The organism is Microcoleus sp. Pol7_B2, assembly GCF_036701035.1.
Classification (GTDB): domain Bacteria; phylum Cyanobacteriota; class Cyanobacteriia; order Cyanobacteriales; family Microcoleaceae; genus Microcoleus.
Genome location: NZ_JAUBQB010000039.1, coordinates 1 through 21405, shown reverse-complemented (window position 1 = coordinate 21405; position 21405 = coordinate 1). Strand labels below are relative to the sequence as shown.

Genomic DNA, 21405 nt, shown 5'->3' with positions numbered 1-21405 from the left:
TAAAGATTTGTGAATGACGGCAGGTTTTGTACCATAAGACTGAGGCTAAAAGACGTGGTTTATACGAAAATAGGATCTTTGGTAACGAAACATCTCGGAATCAAGCGGGTTTATTAGGAATAGTGCGAACCGGCCCCTACTTCTAACAGGTAACTTGTGAGTGCTGGTGTCCCGAGTGCTGAAATTCTAGAGACCGGGGCAGATATAGCAACCGCGCCAGACGCTTAGAACTTTCTTAATGGCTCAAACCAATGCGGTCTATTACCCCTTCCCTCGGACTTTTTGTTACCCGATCGCCAAGTGAAATGGCCTTGTTCCTTCTTCCTTTTGCTATATGTCTCAGAAAGCAGTCCGGGTAATACAATTAGATTTAGAAACATGAAAACAGCGATACCTTGTCAAACCTCACTAACAGGATGAAATTTATGCGTGTGACTACTGTTACGATTTTCAGCTTGATTGCTCTGCTCGTTCCCGGCTTAACCCGAAAGGCCACTGCTGCTTTCGACTCCGAACCCTTGGTGCAGGAACAGTACCGCAGAGACTTTACGGCTCCCGCCGATCCGGGTGCGTCAGCATCGCCCGAGGGAAAGTCCAAAGGAGATATGTTTAACAAGCCTTTTTACGCGGGCGAGCAGGCACCAGTGAAAAAGGAAAAAACTATCTCGGCGGGAGCTGACGGGCCAGAAGTTGCAGCCATACAGCAGCGCTTGCAGGTGCACAATTTCAAGGTAGGGACGATCGACGGTACCTATGGCTCTCGCACTACATCGGCGGTTCGTGCCTTTCAGCAGTCTAAGGGTTTGAACGCAGATGGCATTGTGGACAAAGAAACTTGGACAGCTTTAGCAGCAGATCCGGCATCAGCTTCTGAAACTGTGCAGAGCACTCCTCCAATTCTGAGCAATGCTGCTGTTCCCGGCAATCCTCCAACTCTTCTAAATAAAGGCGCTGTCGGTTCCAAGGTGAAGACGCTACAGGTGCGTTTGGAAATACAGGGTTACGATCCGGGCCCCATCGACGGCATTTTTGGCGCTCGCACTGCTACGGCTGTCAAGAAATTTCAGGAGTATAAGGGTTTAATGGCTAACGGCATGGTGGACGAAACAACCTGGAAGGCGCTCGGCCAAAAGTAAGTGACAAGTGAAAATTACGGAAAATTGCTGTGGCGATAACTCATGATTGAACCCGGTGTCCAAAAATGACCGGGTTTCTCGATGTTGGGCGATCGAGCAATTTGCTCATCACCCTGCGGATTTATCAGTGGGTCGCTTCCTTCAATCTAAAATCTAAAATCTAAAATCTAAAATCTAAAATAGATTGATCGATCGCTCTGTTGTGTGCTATAGTATTTAAATGTCAAAATGCGGATATGGCGAAATTGGCAGACGCGCCAGATTTAGGTTCTGGTTCCGAAAGGAGTGAAGGTTCAAGTCCTTTTATCCGCACTACTCTTAACGCTTTGTACATCAATAGTTTCAGGTGTCGAGTGTCAAATTATTTGTCAAACGGGCAGCAACCTGTCCACGCGGACAAATAATTTGACACTCGACATTAATGCTTCAACCTTCATACTCTGCCCTCTCCTGACGAGTTGCTTTACGTGCTGAAATAATCCGAATGACATTTTCTTCAGGCTCAATGTGAACCACATACAGTAGATTCCACCGACGACCTAGCCCAATCACAGCATCACGCGCTTCCTCATTGCGGCTGGCATCAACGACAACTAGAAATGGGTCAAAGAAGGATTCAGCAGTTTTTTCAAAAGTAACCCCATCATGATTTGTGGGATTAATCTGCGCTTTTGAGTCCTCCCATACGAAGGTAATGCCATTGAGCACGCAGTCTACATTCAGGCTCCCTAGTATAGGTAAAATGTATTTACAATGTCAATGCGTTATTCACAAAAAACGATGGTTTTCAAACTACTGCCACAGCCTGCGCTGCTTGTTGGGGCATTTCACTTGTGTTTTTCCATTAACACGAACGACAGCAGTTTGTTTACTTTTTCACTATTGAATAGCTTGTATCCGAGGCGCTCATAAAGACGAATGTTGCGGCTCTTTTGCCCGTGAACAATTCAAAACGCTGCGCCTGCCCAAAGCAGGATTCGATGGGTATCATAGCAGACCATAACTCTTCGCGGACTCCAACGAAATGTCTGGGAGATTACGAAGCATATCCTCCCATGCCTTCTGTGCTTGCAGTGCTTTTATAACGACTTGAAGCGGCTCTGAGAGTATGCCTGGAAAATCTGCCTCTTCGGAAAACTGAATCTTAAACGCTAAGTGTTCTTGAGGTGGAGTGAACTGAGCGTTGACTGCTTCTTTGTTACCTCTTGCATCAACTCGATACCAACCAACTTCAGGTAAATGGATGGCATTGAAACCGTGCAAACTATACGGCGCACCCTTGTCATCAATACTCAACCGCTGGTAGCAAAGACCTGCTGGAATTTCATTTGCTCTTAGTAACGCTGCTAACAAGTGACTTTTCGCATAGCAATACCCTGTTTGGTGCTGAAGTACATCTGAAGCTCTACAGGTCACAGGACTCATTTGATAGTCATAACTGTGACGAATTTCATCTCGCACCCACTCAAAGCAAGCCTTAGCTATCGCCGTTGGTGTGTCATATGCCGATGCGATTTGTTTAGCACATTCCATAATTTCAGGATGCTGCCAATCAATAACTTCACTCACTTTCAAGTATTCTTCCATGTCAACCGCTAGGAACGCTACAGCCTGAATTGTAAACACCTTACCAACAAATTTCAACTTTGTTCGCCACTAATCTTTCCATCCTCTGTTCCCTCTGCGTTTTCTGGGGTTGGTTCACTCTTTCCTGGCTCCAAATCAATCTTTTTCTGCTGGCGTTCCGACGCAGTTTTTTGCAGTATTTTCAACTTGTCTGGGTCAGCATTCGATCGCCAAAACAACTTATGATCCTTAATTTTAACGCAGTTTTCCTCCAAACACTTCACCCACTGCCGATGTTTCTTAACTGCGCCACGATCGATAATCCCTAACTTTTCTTCTTGGCGGGTGAGTTTCGCAAACTTGTCATAATGGGGATAACTAGCAGTAACAAAAGCTTCTTTCCTCAATAAAATTGGCGGGTTGTCCACATCAGAATAATCTTGATAACTGACAGAAAGGTCGCGCAAATCTATGTGCATAGAAGTGTGAAGGGCGGGATGCGGGTTCGTGTCAAAATCGGGATAAAATAAATAGGAAATCTGAGGTTTGCGAGCGTAAAATTTGATGATTGTCGCGCCGTCAAGTCTGCCAATTGTGCGGTTGGCGCAGCCTTCGTAAAGCCGCAGCAAAGGGTCTAGTTCTTCTAATGCAGAGACGTGAACTGAAAGGGAACCGGGCTGTTTGTAGCCGATCGCACTATCTTCGCAGCAATCCGCAACAATATCAGCTTTGCCCAAACTGTACAGCATTAAATCAGCCAAAGTGCAAGCTTTTTGATAATTGTCGAACAAACCTTTGATGTCGTTGCGGATTTGAGCTGGGAGTCGGCGCATTGAAGGCCGATCGCCCAAACCGATCAGAGCCAGATACACCAGCAAATCCTGGCGGCGCTTGTCGGCGATTTTCTCCCAATCATCCGCATCCGTTGCTTGCAAAATCACCCTCCAAGCGCGATTAAAACTGTGAAATTCCCCCTTAATCGCCGATTCTTCGGCTAGTTCGCCTTTAACCGGAAGCCGGCCTCGATCGCTCACAAAAGCCATCAAAGGAGCCAACATTTCCGCATAATCCTCAAACCGCTTAACTTGCGATCGCACTCTGGGAGTCGATAAGTGCGATCGAAACCGAGAAGCACGAAAACCTTCACCCTCCGCAGCATCCCGAAACACAAAATAAATCCCCAAAGCAACAGGAATTGCATCCACACTCAAAACTTGGTCGATATAAACCTTCAACTCTTCTTGTTCGTAATACTTCTGAAAAGTATTCCGAGAAGTAATCACCCCATCCCCGTAAACAATTTGACCTTGTTGGCGATCGTCAATCAAAACCTGAGCTGCTACAACTAATAAATTCTTAGTTAATTCCCAAGCATTCAGCAAAGCTTCTCGGCGTTCCGCCAAAGATTCAATGACATTAATCACGTAACCAATATTCACAATATCAGCACAAATTCGCGGAGTATCCGGCTGATAGTATGGGTCCCAACCAGAGATAGCATAACCCTCTTGTGCAATATATTTAATATCCCCGCCGTAACCGCAACCGTAATCAAAAAAAGTAGCCCCGTCCCTCGCTAAATCTGCTTCTAAAACCAGACGCAGAGGTTTAGAAAGCGAATTGCGTACCATTGCAGCTTTGTGCCGCTCTATCTTAGGAATTGATAGCTCACTATTTTCCTGTTTCACACGCTCGACAACAGTATGATCTTGGATTTCCACACCGCAATATCCCAAATATTTGAGCCAACCCTCGCGAGTGCCGATAACGCTAGTATTGTCAAGCAGCCCCCACTTTTCCTCGCAGCGAGTCAGCCTCCAAAACTTTTCGTAATGGGGATAATCTGCTGCTACAAAAGTTTCCTTACGGTGCAAAACAGGGGGATTTTCGCTGTTGCTGTAATCGAAATATTTAACTTCCCCAGTTGCTAGATTAATCTGGATGCTAGTTTGCAAAGCAGGATGAGCATCTGTATCGAAATCTGGGTAAAAAAGATAAGATATTTTAGGTTGATGGAGTGAAATTTTAACTAAAGTTGCTTCATCAATATTTTCCAGAGTGCGTCTGGCACAACTTTCGTAGATTCCGAGGACAGGGTTGAGTGTCTGCAAAGCCGAAACGTGAACGTAAAAAGCCGTCGGTAATTTTTTTCCAACCTTGCTTTCCCGACAGCAGCGAGCCACTTTTGCTAGGAGATTGTCAACACAAAAATTATTGATTTCTTCGGGGGGGGACGGCACAGCATTTACCGATTTTTGCTCACCAACCACCTTGTTTTCATACAATAAAACTTCCTGAGCAAAAACCCTCAAAGGCGTAAGCATTTCTTCATTATTTTCTAATGAATTGATCTCTAAAATATTGTTTGTACTGGGATCGTAATTCATAGCTAAATTAATTATTTTTTAATTAACCGCAGAGAACGCAGAGGACAGGGAGTGAAGAAACCAACAAAATTTACCTATAATTTCTATATGTAGGATGCACACTCCGTACCGTACCGCTTTATTTCTTAGTCTTTTATAGAGGGACTTCGTTTTTGTAACGGCGATTTTTATCGCCGACTACGATTGACTATGAGCGAGTAAGATATTAACCCAACATTCGAGTTTCCACAAATTCTTGAACCAGGGCTAAATGACTGGACAAACTCACTAATATATTCTCAATCCTCTCAATATTTAACAATTCCCCCTCTGGTGTTTCAGATTGAAAGCATCGCGCTTGATGCTCCAATTGTGCGGCCAAATCCGACATCAGAGCAACTCCCACATTAGCAGAAGTTCCTTTGAGACGGTGGGCTTGATATTCCACAGCTTGCCAATCTTTAGCTTCTACGGCTAGTTTGGCCGCAGCCATATCAGCTTGAGCGTCTGCCACAAAAGCTTGCAAAAGTCGCTCTGGCAATTTAATATTGACTCGTCCGAGTTGCTCCAATCTGCTCTTGTCGAACAGTCCGTCGTAGTCTTTATGTTCCCAAGTTTGAAGTGCGATCGCCCTTGGTGTCGGCAGAGCTACAACCTGCGCTTTTTCCATAACTTCTGTATAATTTGTTGCTAATTGAGATTTATTTTCCGAATTTATACTTTTAACTCCATACTTATTTTCACCCTGAACATTTAGGGCTTCATACTTTTTCAGGGCCGCCGCCAAAGCATCTAAATCTACAGGTTTGCTGAGATAATCATCCATCCCCGCCGCCAGACACTTTTCTCGTTCCCCCGGCATAGCATGAGCAGTTAAAGCCATCACAAAAGTATGCCGATCGCTTCCTTCGATTTGCCTCAACTTTTGCGCCGTTTTGTAACCATCAAGTACCGGCATTTGACAGTCCATCAGCACTAAATCATAGCTTTTTTTTGCCAGCAAATCCAGCGCTTCTTGACCGTTTACCACGCAGTCAGCCTGATAGCCTAAAACTGCCAACTGTTCGACCAGAACTTGTTGATTGATCGGGTGGTCTTCCGCCACCAAAATTCTCAGCGATGACAGCGAATTGGGAGTAACATATTGAGAATTAACTGGCGGCAACTTGCAAGTATTAGCAGCCTCCACTCTCCCAAACTCTCCCGTTCCCTTCACCGGCGCCTGCAAAGCCTCAAGCAGGCGGCTTGGTCGCACCGGCTCGATCAAATATCCGTTAAAACCCCGACTGCAAAGCGATTCAGCCTTCGGCTGTTCTCGCAAACCAGTCATGGCGATTAACGACCCAACTGTCGAGGTCGATCGCACTTTCCTAGCAAATTCCTCTGCATCCAACTCCGGCATTTGCAAGTCCACAAGCACCACATCCCAGCTTTTTCCAGCCTCTCCCGAATTCTGAGAAATCCTGCCTTGGGCATTTTTAAACCAACTAAAAGCCTCAGCAGCAGTTTCTGCCTCGTCGCAGCGCGCACCCCTACTTTGAGCGATTGATCGCACCGCTGCCCTCCTCAAAGCGCTTCCAGAGACTACTAACAGCTTCTTGCCCGCAAGTTCGGGATCTTGAGGCTCCACTGGCAACTGTTTTTCCAAAGGTACCGTAAACCAAAAAGTCGAACCGCTGCCTAGCAAACTGCGAACTCCAATCTCGCCGGACATCATCTCCACTAACTGCTTACAAATAGCCAAACCCAAGCCCGTCCCGCCGTAAGGCCTAGTAGGAGAATCGTCTACCTGAGAAAAAGATTGGAACAGCTTTGTTTGCCCTTGGACCGAAATTCCAATGCCAGTATCCCGCACCGAAAATAGCAATCTTGCTTCTTGTCTACCGTCTGCCCGTCGGTTGCCCTGTTTCACAGTTACGTGAACTAGAACTTGACCGCGATCGGTAAATTTTATCGCATTACCCGTCAAATTCAGCAAAACTTGCTTCAATCTGCCCAAATCGCCCACCAACTTTCTCGGCACTGAGCTGTCAACTAAAATATTCAATTCAATACCTTTTTCTTCGGCCAAATGTGCTATAATTTCTATCACCGACTCAACGCAACTATCCAAATCAAAATTAGCCTTTTCCAGTCGCATTTCTCCAGCTTCAATTTTAGAGAAATCGAGGATATCATTAATAACATTCAGCAAATGCTCAGCACTGCGGTAAATCGTCTGAGCACAGTCCCGCTGTTTCTGTTCTAGAGGAGCGCGCAGCAGCAATTGAGCCATTGCCAAAACCCCATTCATCGGAGTGCGAATTTCGTGACTCATGTTCGCCAAGAATTGCGACTTCACCCGGCTAGCTTCTAAGGCAGTTTCCCGCGCTTCCACCAACTCATTAATCTTGTCGGCAACCATCACGATTCCCCCGACTTTCTCGTCTGGATCGTACCAAGGGTGAGCAGCCCACCGCAGGTACAGAACTGATCCGTCGGCTCGTTCCCAGGCATCTTCGCTCACAGAAACTACCTTGCCTTTGAGCACTTCTTGGTACATTACTTTCCAGCGATTCGGTGTATCTGGAAACAATTCGTAATGGCTGAAATTATTCAGAGACGGCAAGTTTAGATTAAATTGACTAACCCATTTTTTAGAGTTAGCCATATAGCGCATTTGTGTATCGAACATCGCCATTGCTACAGGCACGCAAGTAATAATTTGTCTCAGTTGCTGCCGTTCCCTTTCCAGAGCGTCTTCCGCCTGTTTCCGCTCAGTAATGTCGCTAATCATGCCTGCCATTCGCAGCGGTTTTCCTTGGGAATTCCGCTGAGCTTTTCCCTGAGAAGTACAGTAGCGGTAAACACCGTTCGAGTGTAGCAGCCGAAATTCTACATTATAGTCTATTTCTTGTTCCAAGTGAGCGGCGATCGCCGCGACAATTCCCTCCTTGTCATCGGGGTGCAGGCGGTTGTATAGAGCGTCCATAGTCCTGCCAAATTGCTTACGCGACAAACCGATAATTTCCAAAAGGCGATCGTTCCAATAAACCTCATTTTTACTTAAATCCCAATCCCAAATTCCGTCGTTCACTCCCTCTAAAACTAACCTGTATCGTTCCTCACTTTCCTTGAGCTTTTGACTGGTATGAAACGCCTGAAATTCTGCGCGGTAAACGCGCATCGCATTGGACAAACTGCGAGACAAACTTTTGGGAGAAAGCTTGTTTTTAGCGATATAATCAGAAGCTCCTGCCTTCATCAATTCCACAGCAATTTGTTCGTCGCCTTGACCGGTGAGCACAATTAAGGGAACTTTCAGCCCAGCTTCTCGTAGATATTTTACTAAACTCAGTCCGTCACCGTCCGGCAATCCGTAGTCGAGCAATACGCAGTCAAATTTGCACTCAAATATTTGATTTAATAGCAGCCCTTTTTCGGTCTCCTCAACCTCGCTTAAAGGTTGAGATTTATTTGGTCTCGAGAGTTTCGTGGTAGCCTGCATATAATTTTTGCTGACCGAGAGTTGGGCCAGGGCATCCGCGCAGTCTTCTGCTTCAGTAACTTCTGCCGAAACACCAGCGGACTTGAGCGAACGTTTGATCGCCATTCGATCGACTGCATCGTCATCAACTATCAGAATTGTGAGAATTTTGTCCATAACAACCGAATTGTGGATTACTCCGAAAAAGCTGCAGTCTGGAAAAAGGAATTAAAATAACGGTAGCGCTGAAAAATCACCAAGCCACATCAAAAAATAAATTTTTTATTAAATTTTCCCATTTTAGGGAATTTCGCTTAGCATCCAGTATCTATTGAGGGTAGCCATCACTTCCACAAAGTTAGAAAAAGTAACGGGTTTAAGAATATAACCCGCTACATTCAAATTATAAGCTTTTACTTTATCTCTATCTTCATTAGAAGTTGTGAGGACGATTACCGGAATCGACCTCAAACATTCATCCTGTCGCAATTCTTGCAAAAACTCGATCCCGCTCATTCTCGGCATATTCAAGTCCAGCAAAATTAACCGGCGCTCTTGAGGCATAGGAGGCTCTATTTTTTCTTCTCCACGTAATATAGCTAGAGCTTCTAATCCATTGGCAGCAATGTAGAGGGGATTGACGATGTTATTTTTTTTGAAAGCTCGCCGGACGTTCATCACATCAACCTCATCATCTTCTACCAAAAGAATATGAATTTTTTTGTCTTGCATAAATCAGCCATTTTATAGATGTTTTTTAAGCGCCCGTCTCGTTGGTAAGGTTTAGTCAGCACGGATCGCGAACCCAGCAGGTTTAATCTCTATTGTCGTTTGTCAAGAATCATTTATGGTTGGGCCGCTCGCGGGATCTACCTGCAGGTGTACTCGCCCCTCATGCTCTGAGTGGCGCAGCCGAGATCCAAAAACTCGCCAATAACGCCCGATCGAGCTACGGTAAAATCTAAAACTCATCTACATTATTAATCGCCATGTCAGCCGATCGCAAACTCTACGAAGGCAAAGCCAAAATCCTCTACTCCACCGAAGACAGCGAAATTTTGCTGACCCACTTCAAAGACGACGCTACAGCCTTTAACGCCCAGAAACGCGGCAGCATCGTCGGCAAAGGCGAAATCAACTGCGCCGTATCCGCCCACCTGTTTCGGATGCTAGAAGCCAAAGGCATTCCCACCCACTTCATCGACACGCCGGCCCCCAACCAAATGCGAGTCTGTCGCGTCCAAATCTTGCCATTGGAAGTCGTAGTCAGAAACATTGCCGCCGGCAGTCTTTGCAAGCAAACCGGACTCGCCCTCGGCACAATAGTCAATCCCCCGCTGGTGGAGTTTTATTACAAAAACGACGATTTAGGAGACCCGCTGCTGACCCGCGACAGGCTGCTGCTAATGCAGCTAGCCACCCCCAAACAAGTAGACCAACTAGAAATCGCCGCCCGCGAAATTAACGAAATACTCAAAGAATTTTTCAGCCAGTGTGGCATCACCCTGGTAGACTTCAAACTAGAATTCGGGATCGACCAACATCAAAATCTGATCCTCGCCGACGAAATCAGTCCCGACACCTGCCGCCTCTGGGACAACGCAGAAGCCGACCCCGACGCCCGTGTTATGGACAAAGACCGATTCCGCCGCGACTTAGGATCGGTAGAAACCGCTTACCAGCAAGTTCTCCAACGCGTTCTCGCTCAGAAAGTCTAGAGGCCTTGGTAATGCGCTAGAATTGCACAGTTTGTCACCCTTCTGTTTTCGATGTCAGCAATCAGCGGTCAACAGTCATCAATTAGCGGTCAGCGCGAAATTCCACCGACTTATATAACTAATGACTAATGACTAATGAATAATGACTAATGTGGTGTGTGGATTGCCCAAAAAAGTGAACAAAAATGCGTTTATCTGCTGTATTGGTGGCAGTTTTTACTGCCTCAGCAACATTCGGGTTATCAAATTCGGCAAGTGGCCAAACATCCTACTCTGAATCAGCAGAGGAAGCTGTGGCTGCCCTTCCGCCCGCCCCGTCGATCGAATTACCCGATCGCCCCATTCCAGAATTAACCCAAAACCCTCCTCAAAACCGCAAAGCCGCTAAAACCAGCAAAGCCGAAGCCCTAAAAATAGCGGAGGCCCCTGCCAGAGGAGAGGACGACCGCGATGATCCCCCAAACCGAGTCAGAGACACCCCCTCCCCGGTTTCACCTCTGAGCCTTGAAATCAAACCCGAGCTAGCATCCAACCCCTCCCCCGCCTCTAGCAGCCAAAACGCCCTGCCAGACGCGCAACAGGACAGCTCGCTCCCCCCATCGGAAGCGGCTGTAACGCCCGCCTGGATCGCAGCAGAGCTAGGGAAACCAGAGGAATCAGGGACGATCGCTCAAAACGCCCAAGTTACCCCCAGACCGGACCCGACCAGACCGCCCACGGACACCGTTCCCCCATTACCCCCTGGCCCAGCACCGCAGCCCAGACAAACCCCCGCACCCGCCGGGGCGGCAGAACCGCAAGTGCTAGTTGCAGAAGTTACAGTCACCGGGGCGACGGACGACCTGGAAAGCGAAATTTACCGAGTCATCAGCACCCAACCAGGACGCACGACCAACCGCAGCCAACTGCAACAAGACATTAACGCCATTTTTGCCACGGGCTTTTTCAGAAACGTGCGGGCAGTACCGGAAGACACCCCGTTGGGCGTCCGGGTGACTTTTATTGTGCAGCCAAATCCGGTGCTGCGGGGAGTGACAATCACCGGTCAGCAAGTGCTGCCCCAAAGCGTAATTGACGAAAGCTTCCGCGATCAATACGGCAAAATTCTCAACCTCCGCCGCTTTGAAGAGGGAGTGAAAAAAATTAATGCGTGGTATCAAGACAACGGCTATGTTTTGGGCCAAATCACTGATGCCCCGCAAGTAGCAGACGACGGCACTGTCACCCTGGTAGTGGCAGAAGGCCAGATCGAATCCGTTGATGTCCGCTTCCTGAACAAGGAGGGAGAGTCAACGGATGCCACGGGTCAGCCGATCGGAGGCAACACACGTCAGTTTGTCATCACCCGCGAAGTAGAACTCAAGCCCGGAGAGATCTTTAACCGCACCAAGGCGGAAAGGGATTTGAGACGGGTGTTTGGTTTGGGAATTTTTGAAGACGTGCGACTTGCCTTGGAACCGGGAACGACTGACCCCCGCAAGGCAAGGGTAATTGTCAACGTCATTGAGAAAAATACCGGTTCTCTGGCGGCGGGTGCGGGTTTGAGTTCCGCTACGGGTTTGTTCGGTACGCTGAGTTACCAGCAGCAAAACTTGAGAGGTAGGAACCAGAAATTGGGGGCTGAAGTACAAATCGGGGAACGCCAAACGTTGTTTGACCTGAGTTTTACCGACCCCTGGATTGCGGGCGATCCTTACCGGACTTCTTATACGATTAATGCGTTTAGAAGACGATCGATCAGCGTGATTTTTGACGGCGGGGAACGGGAAGTCAGATTGCCGAACGACGATCGACCCCGCGTCGTCCGCACCGGTGCCGGCATCAATTTCACCCGTCCCCTGTCGCGCAATCCTTTTGCAGATCCTGAGTGGACAGCTTCAGTCGGCTTGCAGTACCAGCGAGTCTCAATTACCGATCGCAAAGGCAGGCGCGAGTCCGAGGACGAACTCGGCAACCTGTTGAGTTTTAGCGATTCGGGCTCGGATGACTTGACAACTTTGCAAGCAGGTGTTGTGCGCGATCGGCGCAACGACCCCCTCCGCCCCACTAGCGGTTCGCTGCTCAGGTTTGGGATGGAACAATCGATTCCTGTAGGTTCCGGCAGCATCCTGTTAAACCGCCTGCGGGCCAGCTACAGCTTGTACCTACCAGTCAAGTACACTAACTTTACCCCCGGCCCTCAAACCCTGGCATTCAGTTTTAGAGGCGGCACCGTCTTCGGAGATTTGCCTCCCTACGAAGCCTTTGCCTTGGGGGGCGCCAACTCGGTGCGCGGATACGACGAAGGCGACATGGGAGCAGGTCGCAGCTTCCTAGAAGCCAGCGTTGAGTACCGTTTCCCGATTATTTCGTTTATCGGCGGAGCGCTATTTTTGGATGCTGGCACTGACTTGGGCACGGGCGAAGAGGTCCCGGGCGACCCTGCCGGTATCCGCGGAAAGCCGGGTAGCGGTTACGGTTACGGCCTCGGCGTGCGGATTCAATCTCCTTTAGGACCGATCCGGATCGATTACGGTATCAACGACACTGGCGACAATCGAATTCACTTTGGGATTGGTGAGCGATTCTAATTGGGAATTGGGCATTGGGAATTGGGCATGGGGCATGGGGCATGGGAAATTGGGCATTGGACACTCGTACTGAGCGTAGTCTAAGTCTTGGGCATTGGACATTTAGAATTGGTAATTGGTAGTAATTAACTAATAACTAATAACTAATAACCAATAACCAATAACCAATTACCGATGCCCAATAACCAATTACCAATAACCAATTACCGAGACCCAATTCCCCATGCCCCATGCCCCATGCCCAATTCCCAATAACTAATGACTCAACGTACCTTAAAATCTGAATTTGAACTGTCGGGAATCGGTTTGCACAGCGGCGAACAAACTCGCGTCCGAGTTTTGCCTGCTGCGGTTGGGGAAGGCCGCTATTTTGTCAGAATTGACTTGCCTGGTGCTCCGATAATTCCTGCAAAAATTGAGGCAGTTTGTCAGACTGCACTTTCCACTGAACTGGCTGGTATCGATGCTCAAATTCGCACTGTAGAGCATTTATTAGCCGCTTTGGCGGGGATGGGAGTGGATAATGCTCGAATTGAGGTTGATGGGGCGGAATTGCCGCTGTTGGACGGTTCGGCTCTGGTTTGGGTAGAGGCGATCGCCCATACCGGCTTAGTTCCTCAAGAATCGAAGCAAGACCCCACTTCCTCCTTCGTCCTAGAACAGCCAATTTGGGTGCGCCACGGGGATGCCTTTGCAGCAGCTTTACCGTCAGCGGAAACTCGGTTTAGTTACGGAATTGATTTTGAGGAACAGGCGATCGGCAATCAATGGTACAGTTGGTCGCCAGAGGCAGAAACTTTTGCTAGCGCGATCGCCCCAGCCCGCACTTTTGGACTTGCTCGCCAAGTTGACCAATTGCGACAAGCAGGTTTGATCAAAGGTGGTACCCTAGAGAACGCCCTAGTTTGCGATCGATCCGGCTGGCTCAACCCGCCTTTGAGATTTGCCAACGAACCAGTGCGCCATAAAATCCTAGATCTAGCAGGCGACCTCAGTCTGCTCGGAACTTGGCCAAAAGCTCACTACTTGGCTTACAAAGCCAGTCACAACCTGCACGTCCAACTCGCCCAAGCCCTGAAATCGGAAGCTCTAGCTACCCTAGATAAAAGTTAGGAAAAAACAAGTGATCTTCTGTTAAGATTGCATCTTCCTTCTGCCTTCTGCAATACCACACTCAAAAGTCTTCAAGCAATGTCTACGCTGACTGAAGTTAACACCCTCAATACTGCTAATTCTGAATCCGTACCCACCAAAAACGGTGAAGATTCTCCAGCGGTTAAATCTACTTTTACTCTCGAAGAAGTTCAGAAATTATTGCCTCATCGCTATCCTTTTGCACTGGTTGACAAGATTGTTGATTACGTGCCGTCCGAGAAGGCTGTAGGAATTAAAAATGTGACTTTTAACGAACCGCATTTTCAAGGGCATTTTCCCGGACGGCCGATTATGCCGGGAGTATTAATTGTCGAAGCGATGGCTCAAGTTGGCGGTATTGTTCTGGCTCAGTTGCCCGACATCAAGCAAGGATTGTGGATGTTTACCGGAATTGATCAAGTCAAGTTCCGTCGTCAGGTTGTACCAGGCGATCAGTTGCTGATGACTGTAGAATTGCTGTGGGTAAAACGCCGCCGCTTTGCAAAAATGCAGGCTCTGGCTGAAGTTGACGGACAAAAAGTTTGTGAAGGAGAATTGACTTTTTCGATGGTAGATTAAGTTGGGAATTGGTGAGTGCTTGCGGGTAGTTTTAAGTGTTGAATTTTTAATTTAAATTAAAACCGCGAAGCCTTCCTCGGAATGAAGCAATATTAAAATTTAAAAATATCCTTCTTCCCTCTTCCTTCCTTCTTCCGTCAACATCCATTCGTTTAATCCGTTACACTGCGCGTTGCCAAACTTCCTTCCCACTTACCAGCAAAACAACTGACAAATGCTTACTTTGATTCACCCAACTGCTGTGATTCATCCCCGCGCTGAACTTCACCCAACTGTAGAAGTGGGAGCTTATGCTGTAATTGGGGAAAGAGTGAAAATCGGGCCGGATACTAAGATTGGCGCCCATGCAATTATAGACGGGCTAACAGAAATAGGCGCTCGCAATCAAATTTTCCCCGGTGCGGCGATTGGTTTGGAACCTCAAGATTTGAAATACGAGGGTTCTCTGACTAGGGTGAAAATTGGCGACAACAATCTCATTCGGGAATACGTGACAATTAACCGCGCTACAGGAGCCGGAGAAAGCACGACAATTGGCAATCATAATCTATTGATGGCTTATGTTCATGTGGGACACAATTGCGCGATCGCCGATCGAGTAATTATCGCCAATGCTGTAGCCTTAGCCGGACACGTTAAAATCGAGTCTCAAGCGCGCTTGAGCGGGGTTTTGGGCGTTCACCAGTTTGTCCACATCGGCCGCTTGTCTATGGTTGGCGGCTTGAGCAGGATCGATCGAGACGTACCTCCTTATATGCTAGTCGAGGGGAATCCTTCGAGAGTGCGAGCAATCAATAAAATAGGCCTCGAACGCGCTGGTTTTACACCAGAAGATTTGCTAGTTTTAAAGAAAACTTTTCGTATTCTATACCATTCTGGCTACACTCTCAATCAAGCTTTGGAACAGTTGGATTTGTTGCCAGAAAACTCCCACTTGCAGCACCTGCAGAGATTTGTGCAGCAGTCTATAACCAAAGGGCGGCGCGGTTTGATTCCTGGAAAAAAGTGAATCAGGTAGAATAAACCTATGAACTAAGCGACTGTTGCCCTATGAATGTATATACTTCAGTCAAATCTACATCCCCTGAAACAGAACCAGATGGCTGCATCAGGTTCTCAGATGTTAGTTGGGAGCAATTTGAAGCTATAGAAGCAGCTTTTAAAGATTTTCGAGGTGTGAAATTTTTCTATCTCGATCGACTACTGCAAATTATGACTGTCTCGCCCGAACACGAAATAATCAATAAAACTCTTTGTATGCTGCTAGAGGCATATATGAGAGCAAATGGGATTCGATTTTACGGCAAGGGCGGGCCGACTTTGGGTAACAGAGAATTAGGCGGTAGAAAAGAGCCAGATGATTCCTATGATATAGGAACCCAAAAAATAGTCCCAGATATTGCTATTGAAGTGGTAATTACCAGTGGCGGGATAAATACTCTAGAATTCTACAAAAGATTGGGTGTTCGGGAAGTCTGGTTTTGGCAAAATAGTCAGTTATCTCTCTATTACTTAACAGGTGAAAATTATCAGGAGATGCCCCGGAGTACATTCCTTCCCGAGCTGGACTTAGAATTACTGCTACGCTGTGCTAATATGCCCGCTCAATATGATGCTGTTACCGAGTTATTAGCAAACATCTCACCTGTATAAAGTCAGAATATGAAAATTTTTATCAGCACTGGTGAGGTTTCTGGCGATTTGCAAGGATCTTTGTTAATTGCAGCCTTAAAACGTCACGCTGTCGCCGCCGGTTTGGAGTTAGAAATAACAGGATTGGGCGGCCCTCGTATGGCGGAAGCGGGTGCTACTATTTTAGGCGATACTGTGGGCATTGGTTCTATGGGCCTTATAGAATCAGTGCCGTATATTTGGCCCACGATCAAAGTTCAGCAAAAAGCTAAACAATATCTCAAAAACTTTCGCCCCGATGCTGTTGTATTGATTGATTATTTGACTCCAAATCTCGGTATTGGCAGCTACATCCGCCGCTGTTTGCCTGATTTGCCGGTGGTTTGGTACATCGCACCTCAAGAATGGGTTTGGTCAATTTCTCCTCGCAATACTGATCTGATTGTCAATATTTGCGACCAACTTTTGGCAATTTTCCCAGAGGAAGCTAGTTATTATCAAAAAAAAGGAGCCCAAGTGAGTTGGGTTGGTCATCCTTTGGTGGATAGAATGCAATCTGCGCCCAGCCGGGAAGTTGCCCGCAAAACTTTGGGAATTGGGCCGGAACAGGTGTCGATCGCTCTAATTCCCGCTTCCAGACACCAAGAACTCAAGTACCTGATGCCGGTTATATTTGAGGCAGCTCAAATTATTCAAGCTAAATTGCCGGAAGTTCATTTTTGGATTCCGCTTGCTAACCAAGCTTTTCGCAGCAAAATCGAACAGGCGATCGAGAATTACGGTTTGCGGGCTACATTGTTAGAAAATCAAACTCTGGAAATCTTGGCTGCTGCCGATCTGGCGATTACTAAATCTGGTACTGTTAATCTGGAGTTGGCTTTGCTGGATGTTCCGCAAGTTGTCCTCTATCGCGTCAGTCCAATTACCGCTTGGATTTTTCGCCACGTCCTGAAATTTTCGATTCCTTTTATGTCTCCGCCCAATTTGGTGCAAATGAAGCCGATCGTCCCGGAGTTACTGCAAGACGACGCTACTGCGAAAAATATAGTGAATCACGCACTGGAATTGCTGCAAAATGCCGATCGGCGCCAGCAAACTTTGGCAGGTTATCGGGAAATGCGGGAAAGTCTCGGAGATGTGGGTGTGTGCGATCGGGCCGCTGTGGAAATCATGAAAAATGTTAAATTAAATACAGCTTCTTAAAGCATTTTTCGTCTTGAAAGCTTATGTATAAACCCGGTTTCTTTGTGGCTGGATCGTGGACAAACCTACGATATATTACCAGAAACGCAGTTGATTTCCTTAATTTCTATTAAAGCAACTTTGTTATTGAAATGTTATGCCAAGCAATCGGAAAAAGCGACCGATCGCTGTTGATTTATTTGCAGGCGCGGGCGGCATGACCCTGGGCTTTGAACAAGCAGGTTTTGATGTACTTGCATCAGTCGAAATTGACCCTATTCACTGCGCCACACACGAGTTTAATTTCCCGCTGTGTTCTATTCTATGCAAAGATGTCACACAGCTTACGGGATCGGAAATTCGGAAAAAATCGGCGATCGGGCGGCGCGAGATAGACGTAGTAATCAGCGGTTCGCCCTGTCAAGGATTCTCCATGATGGGCAAGCGCGATGTTGACGACCCGCGAAATTCTCTAATTTTTCACTTTCAGCGCTTAGTCTTGGAGCTAAAACCCAAGTTTTTTGTAATGGAAAATGTGCCGGGAATTGCATCAGGAGAACACAAAGAACTCCTGAATGTTTTAATTAGCTCTTTTCAGAAACGTGGCTATAAAGTAGAAGAAAATTATCAAGTTCTCAACGCTGTTCACTATGGAGTGCCGCAAGCTCGCAAACGCTTGTTTCTGATTGGGTGCAAAGCAGGTTATGAGCTACCCAAATATCCTCAGCAAACTACTATATTGCCGAAAGTTAAAATTCCTAAACGCTATAAAAAAATTAATTTACCTGCTGTCCCGACAGTTTGGGATGCGATTGGAGATTTGCCGGAAGTGGAAAAGTACAGCGAGTTGCTGCACCGAGATTGGGTGATGGCGGAGTACGGAAAGTGCAGCACTTATGCGAGTATAATGCGCGGAATTGATGGTTTGGATGATGATTATTCCTACGATCGCGAGTACGATCGACAAATCCTCTCTTGTAGTTTGCGAACTAAACATTCTCAGGAATGTATGGAAAGGTTCCATGCGGCCAAACACGGCGAAAAAGAGCCGATCAGCCGTTTTTACAAGCTGCATCCCGAGGGAGTTTGCAACACTCTCAGGGCCGGAACCGACAGGGCTAGGGGGGCTTATACTTCGCCGAGGCCGATTCACCCGATCGCCCCTCGGTGCATTACAGTCAGAGAAGCTGCGCGACTGCATTCCTATCCTGACTGGTTTAGATTTCACGTCACAAAATGGCACGGTTTTCGCCAAGTCGGAAATTCTGTACCGCCGCTATTGGCGAAAGCTGTCGCAGCGCAAATTATTAGGGCTTTGGGCGTGACAGCAATTAAGCCGAGTCTCAAGCTGACATGGGGAGATGATTCGTTGCTTAAACTGAATTGGTCGGAAGCAGAACAATATTATCTAAAAAGTTAAGAATTAGATTTAATTATCTATAATTGGGAATTGGTGAGTAGTAATTGGGAATTGGAAATTGGTGAGTAGTAATTGGGAATTGGGAATTGGGAATGGGGAATTGGTAATTGGTAAATAAGTAGTGATTTTTGCCTTTCATCTGCACACAGCGGCTTACATCAAATTGCATCACTACTTATGGAGGACTACACCAATTAAGCGCGGGTTAGCGTCCCCTGCATCAGTGAACACAGTTCGATGACCCGCACGAGATGTCCCCAGTAGTTAAACAAACCGGGAATGTATTCCGGCGCGCTGTGCAGGTTTTTCAAGGTAAAAGTGGGAACTATTTCAACTACTGGTCTGCAATCCAAGGCGTAGCGATCGTCATATACATAAAATAGCCAAATCAACATCTAGATATCAGGGGAGATTTGAGATTGTGAAAGTCTGCCGAAAAACATTTTGATAAATTTCGCTGAGTTTTGCAACAATTACGAGTCTTTTGGAATTCTAGAGCTATCTTGGAAAAAGTGTATTTTCAGGAGACTCAAATACTATGGGTTGGTTTAAAAGACTGTTCGGACTCGAAAAGCCTGCACCCCAGGCTGAACCGATGGCACAAGTAGTACAGCAAGCTGCCCAAGCGCAATCCATCGCTCCTGCTAAAGTCGGCCCAGACGGAAATTTTGACGAAAGCGGCCTTGCGAAGCGGGTTGCTTTAGCTTTTGACGCCGATCCAGAAGTTGCTGATATCGAGACTGTTTATGTGGCTCAGCTCAGCGGCACGGTTGTTCTCAAAGGTCAAGTTCCCAGTCAGGAAATTCTCGACAAGTTGGTGGCGATCGCCTCTGCTGAAGAAGGTGCCGCAGGCGTGCAAACCGATCAGGTGACAGTTGGCTAGTTCTTCGGAACCGAAGCAGTTTCGCTCCGGATGCTGCTCGAATTAGTCAAAAACTCGATTAAACCCGCTCCGGCGGGTTTTTTCTTGCCGTCTCCCCCTCAAAATATTAATTATTGTAAATAAAATTGATTTATCTCAAAAAACAGTATAATTGAATACAGAAACTAAAAAAGTTTTAGCCAAGAAAACCAACCCTGACCTGACTGCCCTTTTTATCTCCATAAATATAAGGATCAAAAAATATGAAACTCACTTATCGCGGTTCAAACTACGAGTACGACATTCCTACAGTTGATATGGTCGAAGGCGAAGTGGCGGGCAAATACCGGGGCCAAAACTGGAACTATCGGTATCCGAGACACATTCCCAACCCCAAAAAATACGGTGGCACCAACAATACCAAAAAGCGAGATGCTCAAGCTGGCGATCGGGATGCCGCAGCAGCGCGCACCTCAGCGACAGTGGAATATTACCCCACAGTTGTGGAATTGGCGCAAGTGCACCAGGCGAATATTTGCAATATTCTCGATCGTAGAAAGCAAGCAGCCAAGGCCAAGGGCGACGAAACACTGCTGCGCTTGCTAGAAATTGAGTCGAGACAGATGGTCTGTTAGAGAAAAAGCTTCAGAAAACAAAGCGTTTGTCAAGAGGGGGAAATTTAGAGTGCTTCATTTCCCTCTCTGATTTCACAAATAAGTAATTGATTTTTTCCCTCTACAAATAGGCTATGCTGCCTGAGTCACGGGTGGCAGGAAGAGAAATCAGTTCTATTAAATCAACAAATCGCTATACTGGACCTAGAGCCAACCTTGGCTTTGGAAATGACTAGGAACCCTATAGCAGAAAAATGCCTGACCCCAGAGAAGTTTTTCAAAATCCCAGCAAATACTGGGATTTTCTAACAGCCTCAGTCGATAAAGACTTTGAAGGTCAGTTATTCGATCGCAAAGAAGCTGGAAGAATCGGGTCCAATGGTTGCGTTGAGAAAAAACAACTAGATGGCGTTCTGGACCAAGTAGCTGAGTGCATATCTGCATTCGCCAATAAAAACAAATCTGGAAGTTTATTGGTTATTGGTATTTCCTCACAAGGTGAAGTTAAAGGAATTAGCCACTTATCAGATGACCAGAGAAGCAGATTGACTGGTTTTAACTCGTTGTTATCCGATCAGGCAGCTCAAGCGCAATTCTTTGAATGCCTCAATGATTCTGGCAGACAAGACTCGATCTGTCTAGTCTATATCCCTTACACATCACGGCGAATTTGCCAAACAGTGGGAAATCACCCTCGTGCATGGGTCAGGCAAGGTTCACAAAACATTTGTCTTAACCAGGCACAGCTTGAACAGTTGCGGCGAGATAAAAAAGTCATAGAGTACGAGCAAGCAGATTGTTGCCCCTATGATTCTAGAGATTTGGATCGAGCAGCTTTTCAAGAATTTCGTAAAGTATTCTTAGTGGACTCTTCTTATGACTACAACGATGAAGAGTTACTGTACCAGGTTGGTGCAATCAATAGAGATGGCGAAGGATATACCTTTACGAACGCAGGTTTACTTTTTTTTGCATCCAATCCTCAGAGATATCTGCCTGCCTCATTTATTCGTTTACTTAGGTTTGAAACGGATGTGGAAAATAGAGATAATCGAGGCTTGCCAACATTTGACAGAAAATTTACGGGTGCATCTCAGTTTTGCACATATATCAAGTGGAAAGTTGACCATTGAGATAAGCACAGCGCAGAGAAAGAATAG

Annotated in this window: 18 protein-coding genes and 1 tRNA gene; 13 read left to right on the top strand and 6 right to left on the bottom strand. The window is 46.7% G+C overall.

Annotated elements, in window-relative coordinates; all coding sequences use genetic code 11:
- Window positions 1–425: 425 nt before the first annotated feature.
- A complete protein-coding gene (locus tag QUA57_RS15955) occupies window positions 426–1136 on the top strand; it encodes a peptidoglycan-binding protein (protein WP_333062106.1) in 711 nt (236 codons plus the stop codon).
- A gap of 230 nt (window positions 1137–1366) precedes the next feature.
- Window positions 1367–1448 (top strand) — tRNA-Leu (locus QUA57_RS15950).
- A gap of 114 nt (window positions 1449–1562) precedes the next feature.
- Here the strand turns inward: QUA57_RS15950 and QUA57_RS15945 are convergent.
- The 5 genes from QUA57_RS15945 to QUA57_RS15925 form a co-directional block, all read right to left on the bottom strand.
- Window positions 1563–1844: a BrnT family toxin gene (locus QUA57_RS15945; protein WP_333062104.1), complete on the bottom strand. Its 282-nt coding sequence runs from the start codon at window positions 1842–1844 to the stop codon at window positions 1563–1565.
- Window positions 1845–2123: 279 nt separating this feature from the next.
- On the bottom strand, window positions 2124–2780 hold the full coding sequence (locus tag QUA57_RS15940; RefSeq protein WP_333062103.1) for a transglutaminase family protein: 657 nt from the start codon (window positions 2778–2780) through the stop codon (window positions 2124–2126).
- The gene (locus QUA57_RS15935; RefSeq protein ID WP_333062102.1) at window positions 2777–5089 is read right to left on the bottom strand and encodes a DNA phosphorothioation-associated putative methyltransferase; all 2313 of its coding nucleotides are present in this window, start codon (window positions 5087–5089) and stop codon (window positions 2777–2779) included. The genes QUA57_RS15940 and QUA57_RS15935 overlap by 4 nt, the downstream gene beginning before the upstream one ends.
- 205 nt (window positions 5090–5294) lie before the next feature.
- On the bottom strand, window positions 5295–8711 hold the full coding sequence (locus QUA57_RS15930) for a response regulator (protein WP_333062100.1): 3417 nt from the start codon (window positions 8709–8711) through the stop codon (window positions 5295–5297).
- Window positions 8712–8834: 123 nt separating this feature from the next.
- A complete protein-coding gene (locus QUA57_RS15925) occupies window positions 8835–9266 on the bottom strand; it encodes a response regulator (RefSeq protein WP_333062099.1) in 432 nt (143 codons plus the stop codon).
- Window positions 9267–9523: 257 nt separating this feature from the next.
- On the opposite strand from QUA57_RS15925, the gene purC reads away from it, so the two are divergent.
- The 8 genes from purC to QUA57_RS15885 all read left to right on the top strand — a co-directional run bounded on the left by purC (window position 9524) and on the right by QUA57_RS15885 (window position 18769).
- A complete protein-coding gene (gene purC, locus QUA57_RS15920) occupies window positions 9524–10252 on the top strand; it encodes a phosphoribosylaminoimidazolesuccinocarboxamide synthase (RefSeq protein ID WP_333062096.1) in 729 nt (242 codons plus the stop codon).
- A gap of 185 nt (window positions 10253–10437) precedes the next feature.
- A complete protein-coding gene (locus QUA57_RS15915; RefSeq protein ID WP_333062095.1) occupies window positions 10438–12822 on the top strand; it encodes a BamA/TamA family outer membrane protein in 2385 nt (794 codons plus the stop codon).
- Window positions 12823–13080: 258 nt separating this feature from the next.
- Window positions 13081–13935 (top strand): UDP-3-O-acyl-N-acetylglucosamine deacetylase, encoded by an 855-nt coding sequence (gene lpxC / locus QUA57_RS15910; protein WP_333062093.1) that lies wholly within the window; start codon window positions 13081–13083, stop codon window positions 13933–13935.
- Window positions 13936–14013: 78 nt separating this feature from the next.
- Window positions 14014–14535, top strand: coding sequence for a 3-hydroxyacyl-ACP dehydratase FabZ (gene fabZ, locus QUA57_RS15905; RefSeq protein ID WP_333041219.1), 522 nt, complete (start codon window positions 14014–14016; stop codon window positions 14533–14535).
- A 214-nt stretch (window positions 14536–14749) separates the two neighbouring features.
- Window positions 14750–15544 carry an acyl-ACP--UDP-N-acetylglucosamine O-acyltransferase gene (gene lpxA, locus QUA57_RS15900; RefSeq protein WP_333062091.1) on the top strand — a complete coding sequence of 265 codons (795 nt, stop codon included), beginning with the start codon at window positions 14750–14752 and terminating at the stop codon, window positions 15542–15544.
- A gap of 41 nt (window positions 15545–15585) precedes the next feature.
- Complete coding sequence (locus tag QUA57_RS15895) at window positions 15586–16188, top strand: Uma2 family endonuclease (RefSeq protein WP_333062090.1); 603 nt, start codon at window positions 15586–15588, stop codon at window positions 16186–16188.
- A 9-nt stretch (window positions 16189–16197) separates the two neighbouring features.
- A complete protein-coding gene (gene lpxB, locus QUA57_RS15890) occupies window positions 16198–17370 on the top strand; it encodes a lipid-A-disaccharide synthase (RefSeq protein WP_333062089.1) in 1173 nt (390 codons plus the stop codon).
- A 136-nt stretch (window positions 17371–17506) separates the two neighbouring features.
- Entirely contained in the window at window positions 17507–18769 is a 1263-nt protein-coding gene (locus QUA57_RS15885; RefSeq protein WP_333062086.1) for a DNA cytosine methyltransferase, read from the top strand.
- Between the two features lie 194 nt (window positions 18770–18963).
- Here the strand turns inward: QUA57_RS15885 and QUA57_RS15880 are convergent, their stop codons facing one another.
- Window positions 18964–19164 carry a chemotaxis protein CheW gene (locus QUA57_RS15880; RefSeq protein ID WP_333041214.1) on the bottom strand — a complete coding sequence of 67 codons (201 nt, stop codon included), beginning with the start codon at window positions 19162–19164 and terminating at the stop codon, window positions 18964–18966.
- A 143-nt stretch (window positions 19165–19307) separates the two neighbouring features.
- On the opposite strand from QUA57_RS15880, the gene QUA57_RS15875 reads away from it, so the two are divergent.
- From QUA57_RS15875 to QUA57_RS15865, 3 genes are all read left to right on the top strand, one after another.
- The gene (locus QUA57_RS15875) at window positions 19308–19652 is read left to right on the top strand and encodes a BON domain-containing protein (RefSeq protein ID WP_333041213.1); all 345 of its coding nucleotides are present in this window, start codon (window positions 19308–19310) and stop codon (window positions 19650–19652) included.
- 242 nt (window positions 19653–19894) lie between these two features.
- The gene (locus QUA57_RS15870) at window positions 19895–20266 is read left to right on the top strand and encodes a DUF4278 domain-containing protein (protein ID WP_333062084.1); all 372 of its coding nucleotides are present in this window, start codon (window positions 19895–19897) and stop codon (window positions 20264–20266) included.
- A gap of 233 nt (window positions 20267–20499) precedes the next feature.
- A complete protein-coding gene (locus QUA57_RS15865) occupies window positions 20500–21378 on the top strand; it encodes an RNA-binding domain-containing protein (RefSeq protein WP_333062082.1) in 879 nt (292 codons plus the stop codon).
- The last annotated feature ends 27 nt before the right edge of the window (window positions 21379–21405 follow it).

What these genes read in the sequence shown, in the direction of transcription:
- lpxC (WP_333062093.1), top strand. Translation starts at nt 13,081, where the DNA reads ATGACTCAACGTACCTTAAAATCTGAATTTGAACTGTCGGGAATCGGT.
- QUA57_RS15880 (WP_333041214.1), bottom strand. Translation starts at nt 19,164, where the DNA reads ATGTTGATTTGGCTATTTTATGTATATGACGATCGCTACGCCTTGGAT.
- lpxA (WP_333062091.1), top strand. Translation starts at nt 14,750, where the DNA reads ATGCTTACTTTGATTCACCCAACTGCTGTGATTCATCCCCGCGCTGAA.
- QUA57_RS15885 (WP_333062086.1), top strand. Translation starts at nt 17,507, where the DNA reads ATGCCAAGCAATCGGAAAAAGCGACCGATCGCTGTTGATTTATTTGCA.
- QUA57_RS15875 (WP_333041213.1), top strand. Translation starts at nt 19,308, where the DNA reads ATGGGTTGGTTTAAAAGACTGTTCGGACTCGAAAAGCCTGCACCCCAG.
- QUA57_RS15930 (WP_333062100.1), bottom strand. Translation starts at nt 8,711, where the DNA reads ATGGACAAAATTCTCACAATTCTGATAGTTGATGACGATGCAGTCGAT.
- QUA57_RS15935 (WP_333062102.1), bottom strand. Translation starts at nt 5,089, where the DNA reads ATGAATTACGATCCCAGTACAAACAATATTTTAGAGATCAATTCATTA.
- QUA57_RS15925 (WP_333062099.1), bottom strand. Translation starts at nt 9,266, where the DNA reads ATGCAAGACAAAAAAATTCATATTCTTTTGGTAGAAGATGATGAGGTT.
- fabZ (WP_333041219.1), top strand. Translation starts at nt 14,014, where the DNA reads ATGTCTACGCTGACTGAAGTTAACACCCTCAATACTGCTAATTCTGAA.
- QUA57_RS15895 (WP_333062090.1), top strand. Translation starts at nt 15,586, where the DNA reads ATGAATGTATATACTTCAGTCAAATCTACATCCCCTGAAACAGAACCA.
- QUA57_RS15870 (WP_333062084.1), top strand. Translation starts at nt 19,895, where the DNA reads ATGAAACTCACTTATCGCGGTTCAAACTACGAGTACGACATTCCTACA.
- QUA57_RS15865 (WP_333062082.1), top strand. Translation starts at nt 20,500, where the DNA reads ATGCCTGACCCCAGAGAAGTTTTTCAAAATCCCAGCAAATACTGGGAT.
- QUA57_RS15955 (WP_333062106.1), top strand. Translation starts at nt 426, where the DNA reads ATGCGTGTGACTACTGTTACGATTTTCAGCTTGATTGCTCTGCTCGTT.
- purC (WP_333062096.1), top strand. Translation starts at nt 9,524, where the DNA reads ATGTCAGCCGATCGCAAACTCTACGAAGGCAAAGCCAAAATCCTCTAC.
- QUA57_RS15915 (WP_333062095.1), top strand. Translation starts at nt 10,438, where the DNA reads ATGCGTTTATCTGCTGTATTGGTGGCAGTTTTTACTGCCTCAGCAACA.
- lpxB (WP_333062089.1), top strand. Translation starts at nt 16,198, where the DNA reads ATGAAAATTTTTATCAGCACTGGTGAGGTTTCTGGCGATTTGCAAGGA.